Annotated in this window: 22 protein-coding genes; 7 read left to right on the forward strand and 15 right to left on the reverse strand. The window is 71.4% G+C overall.

The window, feature by feature from the left end:
• Positions 1-122: 122 nt before the first annotated feature.
• From iolC to Pen02_RS31125, 13 genes are all read right to left on the reverse strand, one after another.
• On the reverse strand, positions 123-1,085 hold the full coding sequence (iolC, locus tag Pen02_RS31070; RefSeq protein ID WP_239141590.1) for a 5-dehydro-2-deoxygluconokinase: 963 nt from the start codon (positions 1,083-1,085) through the stop codon (positions 123-125).
• Positions 1,086-1,220: 135 nt separating this feature from the next.
• Positions 1,221-1,967 carry an SAM-dependent methyltransferase gene (locus Pen02_RS31075; protein ID WP_203869717.1) on the reverse strand — a complete coding sequence of 249 codons (747 nt, stop codon included), beginning with the start codon at positions 1,965-1,967 and terminating at the stop codon, positions 1,221-1,223.
• Between the two features lie 170 nt (positions 1,968-2,137).
• Positions 2,138-2,260: a hypothetical protein gene (locus Pen02_RS42665; RefSeq protein WP_275413626.1), complete on the reverse strand. Its 123-nt coding sequence runs from the start codon at positions 2,258-2,260 to the stop codon at positions 2,138-2,140.
• A complete protein-coding gene (locus tag Pen02_RS31080; protein WP_239141592.1) occupies positions 2,257-2,688 on the reverse strand; it encodes a VOC family protein in 432 nt (143 codons plus the stop codon). Before Pen02_RS31080 ends, Pen02_RS42665 begins: the two co-directional genes overlap by 4 nt.
• Positions 2,689-2,778: 90 nt before the next feature.
• Positions 2,779-3,684, reverse strand: a complete 906-nt coding sequence (locus Pen02_RS31085; RefSeq protein ID WP_203869718.1) for a 5-oxoprolinase subunit C family protein — start codon at positions 3,682-3,684, stop codon at positions 2,779-2,781.
• Positions 3,681-4,430, reverse strand: coding sequence for a 5-oxoprolinase subunit PxpB (gene pxpB, locus Pen02_RS31090; protein ID WP_203869719.1), 750 nt, complete (start codon positions 4,428-4,430; stop codon positions 3,681-3,683). Before pxpB ends, Pen02_RS31085 begins: the two co-directional genes overlap by 4 nt.
• A gap of 46 nt (positions 4,431-4,476) precedes the next feature.
• Positions 4,477-5,178 carry an ABC transporter ATP-binding protein gene (locus Pen02_RS31095; protein WP_203869720.1) on the reverse strand — a complete coding sequence of 234 codons (702 nt, stop codon included), beginning with the start codon at positions 5,176-5,178 and terminating at the stop codon, positions 4,477-4,479.
• Entirely contained in the window at positions 5,179-5,901 is a 723-nt protein-coding gene (locus tag Pen02_RS31100) for an ABC transporter ATP-binding protein (protein ID WP_203869721.1), read from the reverse strand.
• A 67-nt stretch (positions 5,902-5,968) separates the two neighbouring features.
• Positions 5,969-7,054: a branched-chain amino acid ABC transporter permease gene (locus tag Pen02_RS31105; RefSeq protein WP_203869722.1), complete on the reverse strand. Its 1,086-nt coding sequence runs from the start codon at positions 7,052-7,054 to the stop codon at positions 5,969-5,971.
• Positions 7,055-7,076: 22 nt separating this feature from the next.
• A complete protein-coding gene (locus tag Pen02_RS31110) occupies positions 7,077-7,937 on the reverse strand; it encodes a branched-chain amino acid ABC transporter permease (protein WP_203869723.1) in 861 nt (286 codons plus the stop codon).
• A gap of 37 nt (positions 7,938-7,974) precedes the next feature.
• Positions 7,975-9,240, reverse strand: a complete 1,266-nt coding sequence (locus Pen02_RS31115; protein ID WP_203869724.1) for an ABC transporter substrate-binding protein — start codon at positions 9,238-9,240, stop codon at positions 7,975-7,977.
• A gap of 267 nt (positions 9,241-9,507) precedes the next feature.
• Positions 9,508-10,866, reverse strand: a complete 1,359-nt coding sequence (locus tag Pen02_RS31120) for a pyroglutamyl-peptidase I (RefSeq protein WP_203869725.1) — start codon at positions 10,864-10,866, stop codon at positions 9,508-9,510.
• A gap of 204 nt (positions 10,867-11,070) precedes the next feature.
• Complete coding sequence (locus tag Pen02_RS31125) at positions 11,071-11,832, reverse strand: LamB/YcsF family protein (RefSeq protein ID WP_203869726.1); 762 nt, start codon at positions 11,830-11,832, stop codon at positions 11,071-11,073.
• A gap of 148 nt (positions 11,833-11,980) precedes the next feature.
• Here Pen02_RS31125 and Pen02_RS31130 point away from each other — a divergent pair, with 148 nt between their 5' ends.
• Entirely contained in the window at positions 11,981-12,688 is a 708-nt protein-coding gene (locus tag Pen02_RS31130) for a GntR family transcriptional regulator (protein ID WP_203869727.1), read from the forward strand.
• 28 nt (positions 12,689-12,716) lie between these two features.
• Here Pen02_RS31130 and Pen02_RS31135 read toward each other — a convergent pair whose 3' ends face one another.
• Positions 12,717-13,913, reverse strand: coding sequence for a hypothetical protein (locus Pen02_RS31135; protein ID WP_203869728.1), 1,197 nt, complete (start codon positions 13,911-13,913; stop codon positions 12,717-12,719).
• A gap of 241 nt (positions 13,914-14,154) precedes the next feature.
• Here Pen02_RS31135 and Pen02_RS31140 point away from each other — a divergent pair, with 241 nt between their 5' ends.
• Positions 14,155-14,871, forward strand: a complete 717-nt coding sequence (locus Pen02_RS31140) for a DUF6766 family protein (protein WP_239141593.1) — start codon at positions 14,155-14,157, stop codon at positions 14,869-14,871.
• 21 nt (positions 14,872-14,892) lie between these two features.
• On the opposite strand, the gene Pen02_RS31145 is transcribed toward Pen02_RS31140, so the two are convergent.
• The gene (locus Pen02_RS31145) at positions 14,893-16,083 is read right to left on the reverse strand and encodes a metallophosphoesterase (RefSeq protein ID WP_239141595.1); all 1,191 of its coding nucleotides are present in this window, start codon (positions 16,081-16,083) and stop codon (positions 14,893-14,895) included.
• A 668-nt stretch (positions 16,084-16,751) separates the two neighbouring features.
• Here Pen02_RS31145 and Pen02_RS31150 point away from each other — a divergent pair.
• From Pen02_RS31150 to Pen02_RS31170, 5 genes are all read left to right on the forward strand, one after another.
• Positions 16,752-18,038 (forward strand): ABC transporter substrate-binding protein, encoded by a 1,287-nt coding sequence (locus Pen02_RS31150; protein ID WP_203869729.1) that lies wholly within the window; start codon positions 16,752-16,754, stop codon positions 18,036-18,038.
• A gap of 156 nt (positions 18,039-18,194) precedes the next feature.
• The gene (locus Pen02_RS31155) at positions 18,195-19,067 is read left to right on the forward strand and encodes a carbohydrate ABC transporter permease (RefSeq protein WP_239141596.1); all 873 of its coding nucleotides are present in this window, start codon (positions 18,195-18,197) and stop codon (positions 19,065-19,067) included.
• Positions 19,064-19,894: a carbohydrate ABC transporter permease gene (locus Pen02_RS31160; protein ID WP_203869731.1), complete on the forward strand. Its 831-nt coding sequence runs from the start codon at positions 19,064-19,066 to the stop codon at positions 19,892-19,894. The genes Pen02_RS31155 and Pen02_RS31160 overlap by 4 nt, the downstream gene beginning before the upstream one ends.
• A 146-nt stretch (positions 19,895-20,040) precedes the next feature.
• Entirely contained in the window at positions 20,041-22,035 is a 1,995-nt protein-coding gene (locus tag Pen02_RS31165) for an arabinofuranosyltransferase (protein WP_203869732.1), read from the forward strand.
• Positions 22,036-22,229: 194 nt separating this feature from the next.
• Complete coding sequence (locus Pen02_RS31170) at positions 22,230-23,090, forward strand: RNA methyltransferase (protein WP_203869788.1); 861 nt, start codon at positions 22,230-22,232, stop codon at positions 23,088-23,090.
• The last annotated feature ends 110 nt before the right edge of the window (positions 23,091-23,200 follow it).

Below are 23,200 nucleotides of genomic sequence, written 5' to 3' on the forward strand. Positions count from 1 at the left end.
ATCCGGCGAACACCGCGAACAGGAACGGCAACCGCCGGCTCATCCGGTGAACACCGCGAACAGGAACGGCAACCGCCGGCTCATCCGGCGACCAGCGCGAACAGAAACGTCACCCGGCGACGCTAGCCGACCGGATGCCGGGGGTCGGCGGCGGCCAGTAGTTCGTCGACCTCGGCGCTGGTCGGCATCGCGGCGGAGCAGGCGAGCCGGGACGCCACGATCGCACCGGCCGCGTTGGCGAACCGGACGATCCGGGCCAGCGGCCAGCCGGCGAGCAGCCCGTGGCAGAGGGCACCGCCGAACGCGTCCCCGGCACCGAGCCCGTTCACCACCTCGATCCGGAGCGGCGGTATCTCGACCAGCTCGTCCGCGGTCCGGGCGAGTACGCCCGCCGGCCCCTGCTTCACCACCGCCAGCCGTACGCCCCGGGCCAGCAGCGCCTCCGCCGCCGCGTGCGGTTCACGCTCGCCGACGGCGGTGGCGCACTCGTCGAGGTTGCCGACCGCGACCGTGGCGTACCGGAGCGCCGACTCGTACGCCGACCGGGCGTCCTCACGGGACGGCCAGAACTCCGGTCGGTAGTCGAGGTCGAAGACGGTGTTCCCGACCCGTCCCCGGGCACCGAGGGCGGCGAAGTGGGCATCCCGGCTGGGCAGTTCGCAGAGCCCGGTGCCGGTGAACCAGAAGACCCCGGCGGCCCGGATCGCGGCCAGGTCGAGTTCGTCGGGGCGGATCTCCAGATCGGGTGCCTTGGGATAGCGGTAGAAGTAGATCGGGAAGTCGTCGGGCGGGAAGATCTCGCAGAAGGTGACCGGGGTGGGCAGGCCGGCGACCGGGCTCACCCAGCGGTCGTCCACACCGAAGTCCCGCAGCGCCCGGTGCACGTACTCGCCGAACGGGTCGGCGCCGGTGCGGGTGATCATGGCGACCCGCCGGCCGTGTCGGGCCGCTGCCACGGCGACGTTGGTGGCGCTGCCGCCGAGGAACCTTCCGAACGTCTCGACCTCGGGCAGCCGGGCGCGGGTCTGGAGTGGATAGAGGTCCACCCCCACCCGGCCCATGCTCAGCACCTCGAACGAGGTCACCGAATCATGTAACCCCCGGTCGTCCCGAACGGTCAATATCTGCGGTACGCCGGAACGGATGTCGGGCGTGGCGAGCGGCCGGACACCGCGCCGCGATGCCGGAGCACCGGGGCGCGGTCCAGGGTCGCCGGGCCGTCAGCGGTCGATCAGGACGAAGACGCCCCAGCCGAGGTACTCGCGCTGGTATCTGACGTGCTGGACCGGAGCCGTGTCGAGTTCGGCACGCAGTTCGGCGGACAACTCGTCGTCGGGGTTGTCGTCGAGCCAGCGCCGCAGGTTGAGCCACTGCGCCGCGACGTACCGGTCCCAACTGTCCTGGTCGGCGAGAACCATCTCCACCACGTCGGTGCCGAGCGCGGCGAATCGTTCGAGTGTCTCCGGCAGTGACCGGAAATCGTCCCGTGCGGTCGCGTGGCACGCCTCGATCGTGGTCTGGTCGGCCGGCTCGCGCCGCCAGTAGGGTTCGCCGACCAGCATCGTCCCGCCGGGTCGCAGGCTGCGCCGGAGCAGGTCGATCGTGCCGGGCACGCCGTCGCCGATCCAGGTGGCGCCGACGCAGGCCGCGACGTCGACCGGGGTGTCGGCGACGTAGCCGGACGCGTCGGCGTGCACGAACTCGACCCGGTCGGCGACGCCCAACTCAGCGGCCCGGGCCCGGGCGCCGTCGAGGAACACCGTGCTGATGTCGACTCCGGTACCGGTCACCTGGTGGTCCCGGGCCCAGGTGCAGAGCATCTCACCCGATCCGCAGGCGAGGTCGAGCATCCGGGTGCCGGGCGACAGTCGCAACGCCTCGCCGAGGGTGGCGAGCTTGCGCTCGTCGAACGGGTTGTGGATGCGGTGGCCGCTCTCCCGGATGGTGAAGCTACGTGGTAGGTCCATTTCTGCTGGTCCTTACGTGCGAGGAGGTGACGGGGGTCGGCGAGGTCGTCCCGGTCTGGTCGGTCGGGACGGGCAGGACCGTCATCAAATGCACCTCTTCGTACGTCGGGATCGGCACGGGTGCGGCAGACGCTAGGCCGCCCGCCGCACGCCGTCCAGCGGTTTTCGACTCAGCGTCCGGCGGTCGTCGACCTCGCGTCGGCAAAGATGACCGCCCCCACGTTGGCGAAGATGACCGACCCCGCGTCGGCAAAAATGACCGCCCTCGCGTTGGCGGAGATCGTCGAGTTCACTTGGCGAAGATCTGGGACTCGTCCCGGAACGCCTTGAACTCCAGGGCGTTGCCGGCCGGGTCGCGGAAGAACATCGTCCACTGCTCCCCCGGCTCGCCCGCGAACCGCAGGTACGGCTCGATCACGAACTCGCCGCCGCCGGCCCGGATCCGGTCGGCCAGCACGTGGAACTCCTCGATCGACAGGATCAGCCCGAAGTGCGGCACCGGTACGTCGTGCCCGTCCACCGGGTTCCGGCCCGCGTCGGCCTGCCGCGCCGCCGGTACGACGTGCGTCACCATCTGGTGGCCGTAGAAGTTCCAGTCGACCCAGGCGTCCGCCGACCGCCCCTCGGCGAGCCCGAGTACTCCGCCGTAGAAGGCGCGGGCCCGCGCCAGGTCGTCGACCGGAATCGCCAGATGGAAGCCGGGACGGGTGGCCACGGTCATCGTCTGCTCCTCTCCGCCGGGCGCACCCACCCGGCCTCTGTGCCATCCAAGCATGATCTTGTGCGCCGGGCCCGGTCGGACGAGCGCCGCTCATGATCCGGGAGACAGCACCTGGCTGCGCAGCGGGCGGGGCTCGACGACCTGGAACCTGATCGGCTTTCCCGGGGCGGCCTGGGCGACCAGCGGCAGGTCGGCGGGGTGCAGCACGCCGATCACCGGATAACCGCCCATGGTCGGATGGTCGGCCAGGAAGATCACCGGTGTTCCGGCGGCCGGCACCTGCACCGCACCGAGTACCACGCCCTCGCTGCGCAGTTCTCCGCCGATCCGCCGGGGCAGCGCCGGCCCCTCCAGGCGTACGCCGATCCGGTTGCTCAGGGTGGAGACCCGGTAGCTCTCCCGGTCGAGGATGCGTACCGCGTCGTCGGTGAACCAGTCGGCCCGGGGACCGAGCAGCACCCGCAGGGTCACCTCCTCGGCCAGTGTGCCGGTCGGGGCGACGTCGACCGGGGCGGGCGGCCCGAGCACCTCGCCCAGCGGCAGTCGGTCACCGACGGCGAGCGGTGCCGGGCCGAGCCCGGAGAGCAGGTCGGTGGAGCGGCTGCCGAGTACCGCCGGAACCGCGATGCCGCCGGAGAAGGCAAGGTAGCTGCGCAGTCCTCGCCGGGCGGTGGCCACGTCGACCCGCGCGCCGGCCGGTACCGAGACCGGCGCCGACCAGCTCGCCGGCCGGCCGTCCACGGTGACCGGGGCCCAGGCGCCGGTAACCGCGACGGTGCCGGCCCGGCCGAGCCGGACCGACACGCCGGTGACGGTGGTCTCGATCGTCGCCGCCCCGGGCGGGTTGCCGACCAGCCGGTTCGCCAGCCGGTGCGCCGGCAGGTCGAGCGCGCCGGAGCGAGGCACTCCGAGATGCGCGTGCCCGGGCCGGCCGAGGTCCTGCACGGTGCTGAGCACGCCGGACCGGAGCACCTCGACGCAGCGTTCCCCGGTCATCCGGCGACATCCCGGCGGTCGACATCCCGAACGTCGACATCCTGGCGGTCGGCGTCCCGACGGCCGACATCCCGAACGTCGGCGTCCCGGCGGTCGACATCCCGGACGTCGACATTCTCGGCGTCGAGGTTGGCGTCGACGTTCCGGAACCGGACCCGGGTGCCCGGGGTGAGCAGGGCGACCGGGTCCCGGTCCGGGTCGAAGAGCACCAGGTCGGTGCTGCCGAGCAGTTGCCAGCCGCCGGGCGAGTCCCGGGGGTAGATTCCGGCGTAGCCGCCGGCCAGCGCGACCGAGCCGGCCGGCACCCGGGTCCGGGGCACGGCCCGCCGGGGCAGGTGGTAGCGCTCCGGCAGCCCGGTCAGGTAGCCGAAGCCGGGGGCGAAGCCGCAGAACGCGACCCGGTACTCGGGTGCGCCGTGTATCCGCCCGACCTCCTCCTCGGCGACGTCCCAGAGCCGGGCCACCTCGGCCAGGTCGGCGCCGTCGTACCGGACCGGCACCTCGACCAGCGGACCGTCCGGCGGCCGGGCCGCACCCGGCTGCCAGCCGGCGAGCCGACCGGCGAGTTCCGCCGGATCGTCCAGGCCGTCGACCAGCACGGTGAGTTCACCGGGTACGACCTCCTCGACGCCGACCAGTTCGCCCCGGTCCCGCCAGCCGTGCAGTTGTGCCACCAGCGCGGCGGTGTGCGCCGGCTCGGTCACCTCGACCAGCAGCGCACGCAGCCCCACCGGAATGATCCGCACCGTCGCACACTCCCCGTCGTACCCGCTCACAGCCCGAGGTATCCGCTCACAGCCCGAGGTACGAGCGGCGTACCTCGTCGGAGGCGGCCAGTTCGTCGGCCGGTCCGGACATCACCACCTCGCCGGTCTGCAGCACGTACGCCCGGTCGGCCAGCTCCAGCGCGGCCCGCAGGTTCTGCTCGACCAGCAGCATGGTGGTGCCGGCGCGGCGGATCTCGGCCAGCACCTCGAAGATCATCTTGGTGAACTTCGGTGAGATGCCGAGCGAGGGCTCGTCGAGCATCAGCAGTTTCGGCCGGCTCATCAGCGCCCGGCCGAGCGCCACCATCTGCTGCTCCCCGCCGGAGAGCGTGCCGGCGCGCTGGCCGGAGCGCTCGGCGAGGATCGGGAAGAGGTCGTAGACCCGGGTCAGGTCCGCCTCCCGTTCGGCAGCGGTGCGATGGTAGCCGCCGAGCAGCAGGTTCTGCACCACGGTCTGGTGGCCGAACAGTCGCCGCCCCTCCGGCACCAGCACCGCGCCCCGGCGCGCGATCCGGTACGCCGGCAGCCCGCTCACGTCCTCGTCGAGGAAGGTCACCGCACCGCGTACCGGCCGGTGCAGGCCGGAGACCGCCGCCAGCAGAGTGCTCTTGCCGGCACCGTTCGCGCCGACCAGCGCCACCAGCTCGCCGGCCTCGACCCGCAGGTCGACACCGCGCAGCGCGACGACTCCGGCGTAGTCCACGTGGAGATCCCGCACGGTCAGCATCTACAGCGCCTTCCCCAGGTACGCCTCGACCACCGTCGGGTCGTGCGCGACCTGCTCCGGCGTACCCTCGCTGATCTTCTGCCCGTAGTGCAGCACCACCACCCGGTGGCAGAGCGGCATGATGACCTCCATTACGTGTTCCACCATCAGGATGGTGACGCCGCCCCGGTTGATGGTGCGGACGATCTCCACCGCCTCCCGGGCCTCGGTCGGGGTCAGCCCGGAGAGCACCTCGTCGAGCAGCAGCAGCTTCGGTTCGGTGGCCAGCGCCCGCCCCATCTCCAGGCGCTTCTTCCATGCGGCGGTGAGCGACGCGGCCGGCGAGTCGAGCACCGGGCCGAGCCCGGCCAGCTCGGCGACCTCGTCGGCCCGTCGCCGGGCGTCCCGCAACCGACTGTGCCGGCCGAACGCCGCCGTGGTGAGGTTCTCCCGCACGGTCATCGAGCCGAACACCCGCATGAGCTGGAAGGTGCGGCCGACGCCGGCCCGGGCCGCCCGGTGCGGCGCCCAGCCGGTGACGTCCCGGCCGTCGAACTCCAGCCGGCCCGAGGTGGGTCGCTGCGCGCCGGCCACCATCGAGAAGAGGGTGCTCTTGCCGGCGCCGTTCGGCCCGATCAGCCCGACGATCGCCCCCGGTTCCACCTCGAAGCTGACGTCCCGGTTGGCCCAGAGGCCGCCGAACCGGCAGGAGAGGTTGTCGATCCTCAGCAGTGCCCCGGTCATCGCTCCACCTCGTCGGACCTCTCGACGCCGTGACCCGGCCACCCGCCGTTGTTCCCGTTCCGCCTGGTCACGGCTTCACCTCAGCAGATCCGGCCGGCTCCGGAGCGGCTTTCCCGCCGCGTCCACCGCCCAGCCGGCGGGCGACCGGTGCCCAGAGCCGCTGCCCGATGGCGAGCAGGCCGCCCGGCTCGGTGATCGAGACGAGCACGATCAGCGCGCCGTAGAGCAGCAGGTCGACCGACCGCCCGCTGCCGGAGAACTCCTGCCGGGTGACGTCCTGGACGAAGACCAGCACCCAGGCGCCGAGCAGCGGCCCCCAGAACCGGCCGACCCCGCCGAGTACCGCCATCAGGGTGAACGACACCGACAGGTCCAGGCCGAGTCCGGAGGGTGGGTCGACGAAGAGCACGTACATCACGTAGTAGCCGCCGGCCAGTGCGGTGACCGCGCCGGAGAGCGCCGCCGCCGCGAGCTTGTACCGGTGCACGTCGATCCCGACCGCCGCAGCCGCCTCCTGGTCGTCCCGGATGGCCCGTACGTAGTTGCCGGCCCGGCCGCGCAGGAAGAGCCAGACCGCCAGCGCGGCGAGGCAGAAGAAACCGAGCGCCACGTAGTAGTACGGCCGCTTGTCCAGCAGCGAGAACTGGAGGTTGGCCAGCGACTGCTCGACCACCGGCAGTTCCCAGCCGTTCGCCTGGCCGAGTCCGGGCAGGTTGGTGACCAGGATGAAGACGATCTCGGCGACCGCGATGGTGGCGATCGAGTAGTAGTGGTGCCGCAGCCGGAAGCAGGGCCAGCCGACGGCGGCGGCCAGCAGCGCGGCCAGCGGCAGCGACAGCGCGATGGCCAGCCACGGCGACCAGCCCTGCCGGACCAGCGCCGCGGTGGTGTAGGCGCCGGTGCCGAAGTACAGCGCGTGTCCGAAGGAGACCTGTCCGGCGTAGCCGCCGAGCAGGTTCCAGCCGGTGGCCGCGATGCCGAAGGTCAGCGCCAGGATGCCGATGTTGTGTGCCGCCGAGTCCGCGAAGACCAGCGGGTACGCCGCCAGCGCCGCCAGGATCAGCGCGGCGGTACCCCAGGACGGCAGCCGTCGACCCGTCGGGCCGGACAGCCGGGCCGGTGACGGCCGGCGCAGTACGGTCGGGGCGCTCATCGTCCCACCTCGATAGCTCTGCTCATCGCGTCCCCAGCAGTCCCTGTGGCCGCACCAGGACGACCACCAGATAGAGGGCCAGTGCGGCGGCCAGGGTGTAGCTCGGGGCGTACAGGCCGACGACGCCCTGGGCGACGCCGACCAGCAGACCGGCCAGGGCCGCCCCGGTGATGCTGCCGAAGCCGCCGAAGGCGACCACCACGAAGGCCATCAGCACGAAGCTCACCCCGGCGGTCGGCGACGCGGAGTAGGAGTTCATCAGCAGTGCTCCGGCGACGCCGGTGGCCAGTCCGGCGATCACCCAGCAGAGCGCGTACATCTTCCGGGGGTCGATGCCCATCAGCGAGGCCGCCGCCGGGTCCTCCCCGGCGGCCCGCACCGCACCGCCGAGCCGGGTCCGGTTCATGAAGTACGCCACCGCGCCGGTGGCGAGCAGCGCGCCGACGGCCATGATGACCTGCGGTCCGCCGATCACCACCGGGCCGATCTCCCAGCGCAGCCCGGCGGCCCAGGGTCGGGGCACGGTCCGGGTGTTCGGCGTCCAGAGGAACTGGGCCAGCCCGCGCAGGAACACCTGCAACCCGAAGGTGACGATCACCTGGGCCAGCGGTGACTTGCCGAGTACCCGGCCGACCGCGCCGAAGTACATCAGCGCGCCGGTGAGTGCGATCGACACCCCGGCGAGCGGGATGGAGAGCAGCGGGTCGAGGCCGAGCAACGACCAGGCGAAGAACGAGGTGTACATGCCGAGCATGACCATCTCGCCGTGCGCGAAGTTGACCACGTCCATCACGCCGTAGATGAGGGTCAGCCCGACCGCGACCAGCGCGAAGACCGCGCCGATCAGCAGTCCGTTGACCACCGACTGGAGCAGGTCGGTCATGGTGCCGACCTCCCGGGGTGTCCGTCGCCGCGCCGGCTCACTGCTGCGCCTTGTTCATCGGCCAGATCGGCTGCACGGAGGAGAGTTCGGCCGGGAAGACCACCCGGTACTTCCCCTCGATCATCTGCTCGACCACGCCGGCCGCGCCCGTGTTCTGGCCCTTGTCGTCGAACTTGATCCCGGTCCAAGGCATGATCGTCTTCTCCCCGGGGATGTCGAGGGCGCGCAGCGCGTCCCGGATCTTCGCCGGCTCGACCGACTTCGCGGTGTCGATCGCCTGCGCCAGCGCGAGTACGGCGGTGAAGGCCCGGGCCGAGTTCTCGGTCATCGGGGCGCCGTACCGCTGCTGGAACAGGTCCGCCACGGTCTTGGCCGCCGGCCGCTTCTCGGCGATCTCGCCGGACCAGGCCGCCCGGGTGGAGGCGCCGTTGGCGAGCGGGCCGAGCCCGGTGGCGAACGCCGGGTCGGCGAACCCGGTCCCGTAGGCGAGCAGGGCCGGCGGGTGGTACTTCAACTGGTCCAGCGTCTTCATCAGCTTGATCGCCGCGTCGGTGTACGCGAGCACGAAGAGTACGTCGGGGTTCTTGCCCCGCACCTGTGCCACCTGCGAGCCGAGGTCGGCGGCGGTCGGGTCGAACGCGACGTTCACCGTGACCGGCAGGCCGGCCTCGGCGGCGACCTTCTCGGTCACCCCGGCACCGTCGTTGCCGAACTGGTCGTTGCTGTGGAAGATGCCGACCGTACGGATCTGGTCGCCGCCGGCCTGCCGGGCCTTCAGGTAGTCGAACATCGACCGGGCGAACGTCTCGTCGGTCGGCCCGGTCCGGAAGAACCACTTCAGGCCCCGCTCGGTGAGCGCCACCGACGAGGACGCCTCGTTGACGAACGGTACGCCGAGCCGCTCGGCGCGCTGGCTGGCCGTCAACGTCACCCCGGACTGGTACGAGCCGACCACGGCGGCGACCTTCTCGCCGGTGACCAGCCGGTCGACCTCGCCCGCGCCGACCTCGGGCTTGCCCTGGGTGTCGCCGGTGATCAGCTTGATCGGTGCGCCGCCCAGTCCGGGCAGCCCCTTGCCCGGCCCGAGTGGCAGGTCGAGTCCGGGATGGTCGTTGTTGACGATGTCCACCGCCAGTTCGGCACCGTGCAGCACGTCGGTGCCCTGGGTGGCGTTCGGCCCGCTGAGCGGCCACAGTCCGGCGAGCTTGACCTCGTCGGTCGTACCGGCGCCGTCGGATCCTCCGCAGCCGGCGAGCCCGGCGGCGAGGACGAGAGCGGCCGTGATGCTGGTGAGCTTGCGCATGGTCAGCCCTTTCTACGGCGGAAGAGGATGGCGAAGGACCCGGCGGCGCGGACGCGGCGGCGGACGGGCGCTTCGGAACGGGTGGGCCGGCCGGACCCGGGGTTGACGGGTGGGCCGGCCAGGGCCCGGGGCTAACAGGTGGGCCGGCCAGGCCCGGGGTTGACGAGTGGACCGGCCAGCACCGGGGGTTGCCGGCACCCCGGGCCCGCCGGCCGCTCGGGTGGCGGCCGACCCGGGGGTTGCCGGTCCCCCGGGTCGGCCGGGGACTCAGGAGACGGCCGCGCCGGCCGCCTTCACCAGGGCGACGGTCTGCTCGATCGTCTGCGCGCGGTCGGCGGCGAACGGCGGGTCGATGACGTCCAGCGGGTTCTGCGGGTAGACCAGCGAGGAGATGTGCAGGTGTCCGCCGGGTACGTCGGTCGCACCGAGGGCCAGCCGGAGCCGGTTCGACCGGTACATGCTCTCGTTGGAGAGGTAGTTGCCGCCGCCGCCGGCCTGCGCCTGGGCGTCCGGGGAGGGGCCGTTGTCGTGGCAGGAGACCTTGGTCGGGTCCGGCCGGGTGTTGCCGGTCCACTCGCAGAGCCGCGGGTTGAGCGCGGTCGGCCAGGGCGTCGTCCCGGCGGCGACCATCTGCTGGTACGGCAACGTGGTCTCGATGAACTCGGGATTGGTCGCCGGCTGCGGCCAGTTGGTCACCGGCGGGACGAGTTCGGCGGTGCCCTCGTTGTTGTTGTCCGGGCTGCCGCCGCGCCAGGCGCCGGCCCACTGCTCGATCGCCATCCGGGCCCGCCCGCCCTGGCTGATCGTCATGATCAGGTCGGCGCGCTCCCGGCTGTTCCGGGTCAGGTGCGGGCCGAACGCGTCCTCGACGTAGCCGAGGTCGAAGCCGCTCCAGGTCACCGGCAGCGAGACCGCCTGGATCTGCACCAGCTTGTCGCCGACCCGGTACTCCTGCCCGTCCAGTTGAAGGGCGGACGCGCCGGACGGGTTCGACCGGCGGATCTCCCCGTTGAGCTGGTACGGGTCGAAGCCGCTGACCAGCACCCGGGTCACCGAGCGGCTGGTGGAGAAGTCGGTCGAGGAGATGCCCCGGGAGGCGTACTCGTAGGTCTTCAGCAGGGCTGCCCGGACGCTGTCGGTGACCCGGAACCGGGGCGTCCACTGGCGCAGGTCACGGGTGCCGGTCAGCCGCGACCAGTAGAGCGGGCGGTCGTCGTACCGTTCGATGCTGCCCATCCAGCGCTTGCCCTGGGCCCGCTCGACGGCCGTACGCCACAGCTCGGCGCCACGGGACTGGAGCAGCTTGTCGGCCTCCTTGACCGACCGTACGCCGCACAGCTCGGCGGTGAGCCGGGTGACGAACGGGGTGAAGCCGCCGACCTCGATCAGCGTGCTCGGCACCTGCACCCCGCCGGGCTGGGCGGGGGTGTCGATCCGGGTCTCCTCGTAGGTGGACGGGAGGGTGCGGTCGTAGCACTCCCCCGCCGGTCCGGACTGCCCGGCCGGCTGCGCTCCGGCGGTGCCCGGCATCAGCAGCAGGGCTGCGCCGATGCCGGTGGCGGTGAGCAGCTTCAGCCGGCCGCGTACACTCTCGGTCAACTTCTGCACATCCAAGGTGATCTTCACCTTTCCTCGATAGCCGCGCCGGTTCCGCGTTTCCAGGGCCAACCGGGGAACGGAGCCGGCGCTTGCGTGGGGGTTTGCGGCGGGCCGCCCGTGGCATCGGGCGGCTGCCGGACAGGTGCGGGAGCCGGTGACCGTCGGTCGGGTGGCAGCCCGGCCGACGGTCACCGATCCAGCGGTCGTGCTGCTGGGTGGTGCCGGGACAGCTCAGACGAACGAGGCGAGGCTGATGCCGGCCTCCTGCAACGCGGTGCGGACCTGGCGGGCCAGGTCGACCGCGCCGGGGGTGTCGCCGTGCACGCAGATCGACCGGGCCCGGACCGCCACCGGGGCGCCGTCGACGGCCGCCACCTGTCCGGTGGTGGCCATCTTCACGCAGCGCCGGGCGACCGCCTCCGGATCGGTGACCAGTGCACCGGGGCTGCCCCGCTTCGCCAGGCTGCCGTCGGCCTGGTAACCCCGGTCGGCGAACGCCTCCCGAACGGTCTTCAGGCCCACCTCGGCCGCTTGCCGGAGCAGTTGCGAGCCGGGCAGCCCGAGGATCGGCAGGCTCGGGTCGTACGCGGAGACCGCCGTGACCACGGCGGCGGCCTGCGCCTGGTCGGTGACGGTGCGGTTGTAGAGCGCGCCGTGCGGTTTGACGTACCGCACCCGGCCGCCCTCGCTGCGGGCGATCCCGTCCAGCGCGGCGAGTTGGTAGAGCACGTCGTCGGAGAGCCGGTCGGGCTCCATGTCGATGGCCCGCCGACCGAAGCCGGCCAGGTCCCGGTAGCCGACGTGGGCACCGATGGAGACGTCCCGGCTGATCGCCTCGGCGCAGACCCGGCGCATGATGGTCGGGTCACCACCGTGGAACCCGCAGGCGACGTTCGCGCTGGTCACGACGGAGAGCAGGGCCATGTCGTCGCCAAGCTGCCAGACCCCGAAACCTTCGCCGAGATCACTGTTCAGATCGAGGATGACCGACATCGCACCTCCTGTGGCTGTGGTGAACGCCGTGGGTTCAGGTTGGCAGACTGTTGAACAATCCGTCAATGGTCATGTTGACTTGTAACCTCGTCGTAGCATGGACCCTTCTCTCGATTGTGGGCCCGACGGCATGAAGGACAATGACCCCGTGACGTGGCTGGCGAAGCTGCAGGACGACCGTTCGTTGATCAGTCGGGCGAGCACCGCGCAGCGGGTGGCGGAGATACTTCGGGCCCGGATCACCGAGGGTGCGCTGCTGCCGGGTACCCGGCTCTCCGAGGAGATGATCGGCGCGGCGCTCGGCGTCTCCCGCAACACCCTCCGGGAGTCGTTCCGGCTGCTGATGCACGAGCGACTCGTGGTGCACGAACTCAACCGGGGCGTCTTCGTCCGGGTGCTCGACGTACAGGACGTCGTCGACATCTACCGGCTCCGCCGGGTGCTGGAGTGCGCGGCCGTCCGCAACGCGGGAAACAGTCCGGCCGGGGCGACGGAGGCGATCGAGGCCGCGCTGGTCGAGGGCGAGCAGGCCGCCGCACAGCAGCGGTGGTTCGACGTGGGTACCGCCAACATGCAGTTCCACCAGGCCATCGCGGGCCTGACCGGCAGCCCTCGGATCGAGGAGATCATGCGGCAGGCGCTGGCCGAGATCCGGCTCGCCTTCCACGTGATGGCCGCACCGCAGACCTTCCACCAGCCGTACCTGGACCGGCACCGCGAGCTGCTGGAGCTGATCCGGAGCGGCGAGGTCGAGCGGGCGCACACGGTACTCGACGACTACCTGCGGACTGCGGAGCGGCAACTCGTCGACGCGTACGCCGAGCGGGTGCCGGAGGGCGCGGCCGTACCCCGTTGACCCGGTCCGGACAGCCCGGACGGGGCGGTCAGACGGTGCGCAGCGCGTACACCCCGGCGTCGGTGCCGGCCGCCGCGCCGCCACCCAGGGCGGACCAGCCGGTGCCGTCCCAGCCGGCGACGTGGTTCGCCACCACCCCGCCGGCCCGGAGGAAGAACCCGCCGGCGACCAGCCGACCACTGTGGACGGCGACGGCCAGCACGATGTCCTCGGTACCCCCGCCGAGGGCGGACCAGCCCGTCCCGTCCCAGCGGGCGACGTAGTTCGCCGCCGACCCGCCGGCCCCGGTGAACGTGCCGCCGACGACCAGCGCCGCGCCGAAAACGGTGAGCGCCCGGCCCTCGGCGTTCAGTCCGGCACCGAGAGCAGCCCACCCGCTGCCGGTCCACTCGGCGACGTAGTTCGCGGCGACGCCACCGGCCTGGGTGAAGCCGCCGGTGGCCACCAGCGCGCCGTCGAAGACCGCCAACGCCAGCACGTCGCCGTTGAAGCCGGTGCCCAGGGTCGTCCAGGCACCGCCGGTCCACCGGGCGATCCCGTTGGCCGCCGTACCGCCGGCCTGGCCGAACCCGCCGCCGACGATCAGGGCGCCGTCGTGCACGGCCAGGTCCCAGACCGACGGTACGTCCACGCCGGTGCCGTTCGGCCCGGTCAGCGGCCACCACTCGGTGCCGTCCCACCGGGCGACGTGGTTCACGGTCACGCCGCCGGCCCGGAGGAACTGCCCGCCGACGATCAGGTCGCCGTCGAACACCGTCAGGGCGTCGACGTAGTCGAGGGCGGTGGTCATCACGCCGGTACCGGACGAGCCGGTCAGTGGTGACCAGGCGGTGCCGTCCCAGCGGGCGATGCCGTTCACCCGGATCCCGCCGGCGGTGAGGAAACTACCCCCGGCGATCAGGTCGCCGTCGTAGACGGCCAGTGCGGTGACCGAGCCGTCCGGTCCGGCGCTCGACGCGGCGCCGAGCCTCGACCAGGCGGTGCCGTTCCAGGCAGCGAGGCGGTCGACGGCGGTACCGCCGGCCCGGGTGAAGGTCCCGCCCGCGTAGAGGCCGGGGGCGGCGGCCATCCGGGCGTCGTCGGGGCCGGCGACGCGCTCCGGGCCGTGCGCCGACCGCTCGGCGGCGAAACCCGGCCGGTGCGGCGCGACGCTCCACAGGCAGATCGCCGCCAGCGCGAGCACGGCCAGCCCACGCCCCGGGGTGGACCTGCCGAATACGGACATGCGCCTGCTCCCTCCGCCGGCTGCTCCGCCCGACTCGGGCCGGATCCCGCCAAAGGAAATATATCAGCATCAATATATAGCCCTCGACCGGCAACCCCGCTCGCCATACCCGCAGTGCCGTGGCGGACGACGCGACACACCGTGACCAGGTTTTCCGGCGAGGCCGCGCGGGAACGGAGGCCGGCGGGGAGGAACTCCCGATGTGGGGGCGACAGCACCTGACAGGTGGAGGGAGATTCCGATGGGGCGTCAAACAGTTGCGGAGCGTGAGCAAGAGTCCACGCGGCCGGCGTCACCGGCCCGGCGCTGGGTCCGGGACCACGCGCTGGCGCTGGCGATGTTCGGCGGCTTCCTGCTCTTCCTCGTCCTACAGAGCGTCTTCGGCTGGCAGACGCGCAACGAGGAACTGACCCAGGCGGGGGCGGCAGCCGAGGGGTATCTCGGCTATCTCGGCACCGGGCACTTCGCCGAGGCGGTCTTCGAGAACTGGGAGTCGGAGTTCCTCCAGATGGGCGCGTACGTGCTGCTCACCGCGTACCTGGTACAGCGGGGATCGTCGGAGTCCAAGCCCGATCCGGACACCGACCGTCCGGACGACCACGCCGAGCGGGCCACCCCCGACTCCCCCTGGCCGGTCCGGGTCGGTGGCCTGGTCCTGGTGCTCTACCGCAACAGCCTCTCCATCGCACTGCTGCTGCTGTTCGGCGCCTCGTTCGTACTGCACCTGCTCGGCGGCACCGCCGAGTACAACGAGCAGCAGGCGCTGGAGAACGGCGCCGCCCCGGTCAGCGCCTGGCACTTCCTCGGCACCAGCGACTTCTGGTTCCAGTCCATGCAGAACTGGCAGAGCGAGTTCCTCGCCGTCGGCACGCTCATCGTGCTCAGCGTCGTACTCCGCCAGCACGGCTCACCGGAGTCGAAGCCGGTCACCACCCCGAACCGGGAGACCGGGAGCTGAACCGGCGTACCGGGTGGCGGGTCAGGCCGGACGCAGGGTCAGCAGGGTGATCTCGCTCGGCGCGAAGATCCGCAACGGCGGTCCCCAGAACCCGGTACCGCGACTGGTGTAGAGCTGGGTCCCCTCGCCGTGCCGGGTCAGTCCGTGCACGGTCGGCTGGTCGAGCCGGACCAGGTAGTTGAACGGCCAGATCTGTCCGCCGTGGGTGTGGCCGGACAGTTGCAGGTCGACCCGGTGCGCGACGGCGGCACCCACCTGCTTCGGCTGGTGGGCGAGGAGCACCACCGGCAGCTCCGGATCGGCCCCGGCCAGCGCGGCGGCGTGGTCGGGCCGGTGCCCGGGTCGCCCGGACGATCCGGCGGTGGCGTCGTCGACTCCGGCCACCACGAGCCGGTCGCCGTTCCGCTCGACCACCAGGTGCCGGTTGTGCAGCGGCTCCCAGCCGAGGTCCCGCATGTGGTCGAGCCAGCCCTGCGCCTCGCCGAAGTACTCGTGGTTCCCGGTCACGTACGTCCGGGCCAGCCGGGCCCGCACCTGCCCGAGCGGCGCGGCCTGGGTACGCCGCTGCGCGACGGTGCCGTCGGCGATGTCACCGGTGTGGCAGACGAGGTCGGCGTCGAGGTCGTTGACGGCCGCGACGACCCGTGCCGACCAGCCGGCCCGGTCGATCGGCCCGTAGTGGGTGTCGGTCAGCAGGACGATCCGGAGGCCGTCCAGCCCCGGGCCGAGCCGACGGATCGGCACCTCCACCCGCCTGATCCGGGGCAGCCGCATCGCCTCGACGTACCCCCAGGCCAGCAGCACCACCGCGACGGCCGCGACCGCCACGGCGGCGATCCGGGAGCGGGCCGGATCGGCGACGCCGCCGACCGCGAGCCCGGCCCGCAGCAGGTTGCCGAGCGAGGCCCAGACGAAGAGCACCCAGACCACGCCGAGCAGGGTGTCGCCGGTCCGGGCGGCCCAGTCCTGCCGCCGGCCGTGCCCGAGGTACATCAGCACCGGGAACGCGGCGAGGGCCACGACGAAGACCCCGGTGCCGGCGGCGACCACCGGGGCCGGCCAGTGCGTGCCGGCGACCAGCATCGTCCACCAGGGCACACCGAACAGCAGCGCCAGGATGGCGGTCAGGGTCAGACCGAACAGCAGGGGCCGGAGGAACCGGCGGGCCGGTGGTGCGACGGGTACCGCGGTTGCCGCTTCGCTGGCTGACACGGCGGGGACTCCTCGGCTTCGGTCGGCTGGTCCTCCGGGCCTGGGCGGAGATCCGCCGCCCCGGGTGTGTGCAGCATGACACGGGCCGTGCCGGATCGACCACGTTGCTGAGCGAGGGCTCAGGCAAGCCCGTTCCCGAGGCCGACCTGGAACCGCCGGCCGACGCCGCCCGGCCCGGGAGCGCCGTGGCCCGCCTGCCGCCGCACGACGATTGGACGACCATTCGGTGACACTTCCCCGGTGGCCCGGAGCCGCCGATCAGGCCCATTACCCACCCGTCCCGTCCCCTTGTCGACGGGCGGTCCACCGGCAAAGACACAGTGTCGGTCGTCGTTGGCTTCGGACATCTGCGGGTGTCCTTCCCGGGCCGTCCGGGGCGACGAGCGGCCCGGCCGCCCCTAAACCGGTTCACGGGCAGCGCCGGAAGCCGCGACGGACCGGGGTTTCCCGCTCGAATGGCTGGTGGCGGAAGTACACACCGGACGTTCTACCTGAACCGGTTTACCCACTTAACAGTTCAGTTCCGGCAAGGCGTTGTCACTTCGTTGACACGGCTGTAACCCGCGTGTACGTTCCCTGCAAGTCGCGCCGCCTATCCCACCCTCCCCGAGGCGCGCCACCACGGATCGTGCAACGCCAATGTGGACACCGAAAGGTGGGACGCGCATATGAGAAAGTACGGAATCGTCGGTGCCGCCCTCGCACTCGTGCTGGCGGTGTCGGGCTGCGGCGGAGGCGACGACGAGGGCGGCACCGGTGGCGCCGTCACCGGCGAGATCACGGTGCTGACCCAGCGCACCGACATCGTCGACACGGTCTTCCAGGACTACAAGAAGAAGTTCGAGGCGAAGTACCCCGGCACCACTGTCAAGTTCGAGGCGATCACGGACTACGAGGGCGAGGTCCGGATCCGGATGAACACCAAGGAGTACGGCGACGTGCTCCTCATCCCCAACTCGGTCACCACCGACCTGCTGCCGACCTTCTTCGAACCGCTCGGCACGGTCTCCGAACTGGAGAAGAAATACCGCTTCGTCCGCACCGAGCAGCGCCTCGACGACAACGTCTACGGCCTCGCCATCACCGGCAACGCGCAGGGCTTCGTCTACAACAAGAAGGTGTGGCGGCAGGCGGGCGTCACCGCACCACCGAAGACGCCGGAGGAGTTCCTCGGCGCGCTGGCCGCGATCGGAGACAGAACCGACGCGATCCCGCTCTACACCAACTACAAGGACAAGTGGCCGCTCGGCCAGTGGGAGGGCAACCGCGGCGGGATCAGCGGCGACCCGGACGCGGCGATCAAACTGGCCAGGGAGGACGCGCCCTGGGCGCCCGGCCGGGAGCACCACGTCATGGACTCGCTGCTCTTCGACGCCGTACAGCGTGGGCTGACCGAGCCGGACCCGACGACCACCAACTGGGAGCAGTCCAAGGGCATGCTCGGCACCGGCAAGGTCGCCACGATGATGCTCGGCTCCTGGTCGATCGTGCAGATGCAGGCTGCCGCTCCAGACAAGGCCGACATCGGGTACCTGCCGTTCCCGACCCAGACCGACGGCACGTTCCACACTGTCGTCAGCGGCGACTACAAGAACGGCATCAACGTCAACTCGAAGAACAAGGCCACCGCGCGGGCCTGGATCGACTGGTTCACCGACGAGTCGAACTACGCGATCGACCAGGGCGGGGTCTCCCCGGTGATCAGCCAGGCGATGCCGGGCACCCTGGCCGACCTGACCGCCGCCGGCACCGAGTTCATCGAGTTGAACCCGGCGCCGAAGGGCGAGGAGGGGCTGGCCGAGAAGATCGGCAACGCCGCCGAGATCGCGCTCTACGACGGCACGTACCGGCAGCGGATCGTGGACGCCGCCCGGGGTGCGAAGCAGGAGACCAGGGACCAGATTTTCGCCGACCTGAACAAGAGGTGGGCGGAGACCAGGTCGAAGGTCGGATAGCCCGGCGGCCGGCAGGACGACCCGTACGGACCGGCTCGACCCGGAAGGTCAGTGCGCCAGATGGCAACTCCGACGAGTACCGCGAGCCGAAAGTCTTCCGGGTCGACCGGTACGACCCTTCGGCAGCGCCTCGGACCCACCGGCCCGCGCCGGCCGGTGACCCGCCGCCGGGGCACGCTCACGCCGTACCTCTTCCTGCTGGTGCCGGTGGCGCTGCTGGCGGTCTTCACCTACGTCCCGGTGCTCAACATGTTCGGCTACAGCGTCACCTCGTGGAACGGCCTGAGCCCGAGCAAGGAGTTCGTCGGCGCCGACAACTACCTGGAGATCGTGACCCGTCCCGAACTCTTCGAGGTACTCCGGGTCAGCCTCTACTACATCGGCGCGTCGGTCGTGCAGATCGCCCTGGCGCTCTACTTCGCCACGGTGCTGAGCTTCAACGTCAGGTTCCGGAACCTCTTCAAGGGAATCATCTTCTTCCCGTACCTGATCAACGGCGTCGCGATCGCGATGGTCTTCCTCTACTTCTTCCAGCCCGGCGGCACCCTCGACTCCGCCCTGCGGGTGATCGGGCTCGGCGAGGCGTCCCAGCAGTGGCTCGGCGACCCGGACATCATCAACTACTCGCTGGCCGGTACGTCGATCTGGCGCTATCTGGGGCTCAACTTCGTGCTCTTCCTCGGTGCCATCCAGTCGATTCCGGCCCAGCTCTACGAGGCGGCGGAGCTGGACGGGGCGAACCGGTGGAACCAGTTCCGCCATCTCATCCTGCCCGGCATCCGGCCGATCGTCGGGCTCTCGTTCGTCCTGGCGATCTCCGGATCGCTCGCGGTCTTCGAGATCCCGTACGTCATGACCGGCGGCGCGAACGGCAGCGAGACCTTCGTGATCCAGACCGTCGACATGGCGTTCAAGTACTACAAGGTCGGGCTGGCTTCGGCGATGGCCGTCGTACTGCTCCTGATCATCCTGCTGATCACCTGGATCCAGCGCCGAGTCGTACCCGACGAGAAGGTGAACCTGTCATGAGCCTGACCGCCCGGGTCGCCGTGGTCCTCAAGTACGCCTCGCTCGTCGGCGCCTCCCTGGTGGTGCTGCTGCCGCTGCTGGTGCTGCTGATGGGTTCGCTGAAGACGAACGACGAGTTCGTCAACGGCGCCCCGTTCGAGCCGCCGGGGAACTGGTTCAACCTCGACAACTACGTGACCGCCTTCACCCAGGGCGGGATGCTGCGGGCCTTCCTCAACACGTCGGTCATCCTGGCCGTCTCGCTGGTCGGCACCGTGCTGATCGGCTCGATGGCGGCGTACGCCCTGGACCGGTTCGAGTTCCGGCTCCGCCGGACCATCGTCCTGCTGTTCCTGCTCGCCACCCTGGTGCCCGGGGTGACCACCCAGGTGGCCACCTTCCAGGTGGTGGAGAACCTCGGCCTGTTCAACACGAGATGGTCGGCGATCGTGCTCTTCCTCGGCACCGACATCATCTCGATCTACATCTTCCAGCAGTTCCTCCGGGGAGTTCCCCGCGAGCTGGACGAGTCCGCCGCGATCGAGGGCGCCAACCACCTGACCATCTACTTCCGGATCATCCTGCCCCTGTTGAAGCCGGCGATCGCGACCGTCGTGATCATCAAGGGCATCACCATGTACAACGAGTTCTACATCCCGTTCCTCTACATGCCGGACCGCGACCTCGGCGTCATCTCCACCTCGCTGTTCCGCTTCAAGGGACCGTTCGGGGCACAGTGGGAGGTCATCTCGGCCGGCGTCATCCTGGTCATCGTTCCGACGCTGATCGTCTTCCTGCTGCTCCAGCGCTTCATCTACAACGGATTCACCAGCGGCGCGACCAAGTGAACCCGCCGTCGAGCGCCGGGCTGGCCTGACCGGTCCGGCACCGCCGCATCTGGTCGCGGTGCCTATCCGGTACCCGGCCCGGTGGGCTTGATCGCCTCGCTACCCTGGGGCTCGCCTCTCCCCCCACCAGTCCTGCTGGAGCCCACGTGCGACGCGCCCTCGACGATCCGGCCGGACCTCCCGACCAGCCGGACGGCTCCCCGACCGACCGGGAGCAGCCGGACGTCGACCCGGAGCGGCCGGAGCCGGACCCGGAGCAGCCTGCCGCCGCCCGGGAGCAGCCGGAGCCGGACTCCGACCGGGACCGGGGCACCCCGAGCAGGGTGCGTCGGGTCGTCGTCGCGGTCCGGCCGCTGCTCTTCGCCGCCGCCGTCGGGATCGTCGTACTGGTGACCGAGGCGCTGGCCCAGGCCGCCGGGTTCAACCCGTACTCCGGCCGGGTCCAGTACGGGCTGCGGGCCGCCCCGATCGTCGTCGCCGCCCTGGCGGTCTGGGCCGTGTGGTGGGCCCGGCGCCGGGGACGGTCCTGGGACGCCGACCTGCTGCCGGCGCTGTTCGGCGGGCTCGGCGCGCTGACCGTCGTGGTCGGCCTGCACGGCACCCCGTACGACCTGCACGCCCTCGACGGCGACCAGATGTTCCGGGCCGAGGCGATCACCCGGTTCGCCGACTCGTGGTGGGGCGGCGACTACTTCTACCGTGACCTGCCCGCCTACTACGCACCGGCGTACTTCTGGGTACTGGGTCGGGTCGCCGACCTGGCCGGGCTGCCGCCGTGGTGGATGCTCAAGTACGGCACCATCGCGATCTCGTTCCTCACACCGCTCGTGTCGTACCTGCTCTGGCGCCGGGTGGTGACCGCCCGGGTCGCCGCGCTCATCTCGGCGAGCCCGCTGATCGTCCCCAACCTCACCGAGACGTACTCCTGGCTCGTCCTGGTCGCCCTGGTGCCGTGGTGGCTACAGGTCGGGCCCGGACTGACCCGGCCGGGCCTGCGGCGCTGGTCCCCGCTGCTGCTGGGCGCGATCGGCGCGGTGCTGTTCACCGTCTACTACTACTTCTTCTTCGTCCTGCCGATCGTCCTGCTGCTGCACGTCGCCTGGTCCCGCCGGCAGGGCCGGGTCGACTGGCGGCGGGAGGTGGGCCGGCCGATCGGCATCCTCGGGATCGCCGCGCTCGGCTCGTCGCCGTACTGGGCGCCGCTGGCCTGGAACTTCCTCACCGCGCCGCACTTCGAGTCGCTGAACAACCGGTGGATCACGCTGAACTCGGGCAGGCTGGCCCTGCCGATGCTCGAACCGTCGGTGCTCGGCGTGCTGTGCCTGGTCGGCCTCGTCTTCCTGGTGCTGACCGTGCGGGAGGCGCTGTCCCGGGCCCTGCTCACCGTGCTCGTCGCGCTGTACGTCTGGCACGTCGTCGGCTTCCTGTTCCTGCTCGCCGGTACGCCGCTGATGTCGTTCCGGATGCGCGAACTGGTGCCGACGGTGCTGCTGGCCGCCGCCGCGATGGCAATGGTCCGGGCGACCCGGTACGCCGCCGGCAGGTTCTCCGCCGAGCACGTCCGGCGGGTCGCCGCGACCCTCGGCGTACTGCTGGCGATCTTCGCCGGTGACCGCTTCGTCAACCTGGTACTGGCCGACATCGGCAACGCGCACAACCGGGCCCTGCCGAACGGCGAGTTGCCGCCGTTCCACGAGCCCGACGCGAAGGTGTGGGGGGCGCCGCCGGCCAAGCTGAGCGCGTTCATCGACGGCCGGTACCGGGGTACCGGGCATCCGGTGGTGCTGACCGGGCACTCCGACCTGATGGCGCTGAACCCGTACTACGGGTTCGTGCAGTGGAACGCCAACTACAGCCATCCGACCGCCCAGTTCAACCGGCGGATCACGTTCCTGGGGGAGTTGGCCCGGTCGGGCTCCCCGGCCGAGTTCGCCGGTCGGCTCCGGGACAACCCGTACGACCGGGTCGACGTGGTGGTGCTGCACGTCGTCGAGGACCGGCTGGTCTTCAGGTTCCACGCCGACGCCTTCCCGTTCGGCACCGCCCGCCGGGAGATCAGTTTCCCGCGCGGCCTGGTGACGCCGGAGCACTTCGAGGTGACCACGGTCAACGACACGCTCGTCGCGGTACTGCGGTCCTAGCTCGGGGCGGCCGGCGGTATCGTCGTCCGGTGCGTGCAGACGGCGTCGGCCGGAGCCCGGTCGGCCGGTACCGGAGCTCCGCGCGGAACGACTTCCCGGACCGGCCCGGCCCGACCGACCGGGACAGCCCAACCGATCGGGACAGGTCAGGCGATCGGGACGACTCGACCGGTCGGCCCCGCCGGGGCGGCTCGGTGCGGGCGGGGCGGCCACCGGGGACGGGACGGACACTGCGGGTCACCACCCGCAACGCCAGCTTCCAGCAGTGGTCGGCCCTGCTGACCAACCGTGGCAAGCGGCAGCGGGCCGGCGAGTTCCTGGTGCAGGGCGTCCGGCCGATAACCGTGGCGATGGAGCGGGGCTGGCCGGTGCACGCCCTGCTGCACCCGGACGGCGTACCGCTGTCCCGGTGGGCCCGGGACCTGCTCGACCGGGCCGGCGGGACCCGGGTCGCGGTCGCGCCCGACCTGCTGCACGAACTGGGCGGCAAGGACGACGACCTGCCCGAGCTGGTCGCCGTGGCGGGTCTGCCGCCGGACCGGCTGGACCGGATCCCGGTCGGGCCGGACGCGCTCGTGGTGGTCTTCGACCGGCCGACGGCACCGGGCAACATCGGCACGCTCGTCCGCTCCGCCGACGCCTTCGGTGCCGCCGGGCTGGTGGTGGTCGGGCACGCCGCCGACCCGTACGACCCGAGGGCGGTCCGGGCCAGCACCGGTTCGCTCTTCGCCGTACCGGTGGTCCGGGCCGGGTCGCACCGCGACGTGCTCGACTGGGTGGCGGCACTGCGCGGGCAGGGGCTGCCGGTGCAGGTCCTCGGCACCGACGAGGACGGCGAGGTGGAGATCGCCGAGCATGACCTCACCGGCCCGACCGTGCTGCTGGTCGGCAACGAGACCGCCGGGCTCAGCGCCGCGTGGCGGCAGTCCTGCGACCGGATGCTGCGGATTCCGATCGCCGGCTCGGCGAGTTCGCTCAACGCCGCCACCGCCGGCACGGTCGCCCTCTACGAGGCGGCCCGGCAACGCCGCGCCCGACCGGGATCGCCCGGCTGACCTCCCGCTCTCCCCCGTTCACCAGAGCGGTGGCCGACCGGGCGACCCCGCCGCCAGGTGCCGACACCTGCGGTCGGTCGGAAGACTCGCAGGTCAGTGCCGGCACCGGC

Origin of the sequence: Plantactinospora endophytica (assembly GCF_016862915.1) — a bacterium.
Classification (GTDB): domain Bacteria; phylum Actinomycetota; class Actinomycetes; order Mycobacteriales; family Micromonosporaceae; genus Plantactinospora; species Plantactinospora endophytica.

Coding starts and splice junctions, on each gene's coding strand:
- Pen02_RS31150 (WP_203869729.1), top strand. CDS start 16,752: ATGAGAAAGTACGGAATCGTCGGTGCCGCCCTCGCACTCGTGCTGGCG.
- Pen02_RS31075 (WP_203869717.1), bottom strand. CDS start 1,967: ATGGACCTACCACGTAGCTTCACCATCCGGGAGAGCGGCCACCGCATC.
- Pen02_RS31080 (WP_239141592.1), bottom strand. CDS start 2,688: ATGACCGTGGCCACCCGTCCCGGCTTCCATCTGGCGATTCCGGTCGAC.
- Pen02_RS31115 (WP_203869724.1), bottom strand. CDS start 9,240: ATGCGCAAGCTCACCAGCATCACGGCCGCTCTCGTCCTCGCCGCCGGG.
- Pen02_RS31105 (WP_203869722.1), bottom strand. CDS start 7,054: ATGAGCGCCCCGACCGTACTGCGCCGGCCGTCACCGGCCCGGCTGTCC.
- Pen02_RS31100 (WP_203869721.1), bottom strand. CDS start 5,901: ATGACCGGGGCACTGCTGAGGATCGACAACCTCTCCTGCCGGTTCGGC.
- Pen02_RS31160 (WP_203869731.1), top strand. CDS start 19,064: ATGAGCCTGACCGCCCGGGTCGCCGTGGTCCTCAAGTACGCCTCGCTC.
- Pen02_RS31085 (WP_203869718.1), bottom strand. CDS start 3,684: ATGACCGGGGAACGCTGCGTCGAGGTGCTCCGGTCCGGCGTGCTCAGC.
- Pen02_RS31110 (WP_203869723.1), bottom strand. CDS start 7,937: ATGACCGACCTGCTCCAGTCGGTGGTCAACGGACTGCTGATCGGCGCG.
- Pen02_RS31125 (WP_203869726.1), bottom strand. CDS start 11,832: ATGTCGGTCATCCTCGATCTGAACAGTGATCTCGGCGAAGGTTTCGGG.
- Pen02_RS31135 (WP_203869728.1), bottom strand. CDS start 13,913: ATGTCCGTATTCGGCAGGTCCACCCCGGGGCGTGGGCTGGCCGTGCTC.
- Pen02_RS31140 (WP_239141593.1), top strand. CDS start 14,155: ATGGGGCGTCAAACAGTTGCGGAGCGTGAGCAAGAGTCCACGCGGCCG.
- Pen02_RS31095 (WP_203869720.1), bottom strand. CDS start 5,178: ATGCTGACCGTGCGGGATCTCCACGTGGACTACGCCGGAGTCGTCGCG.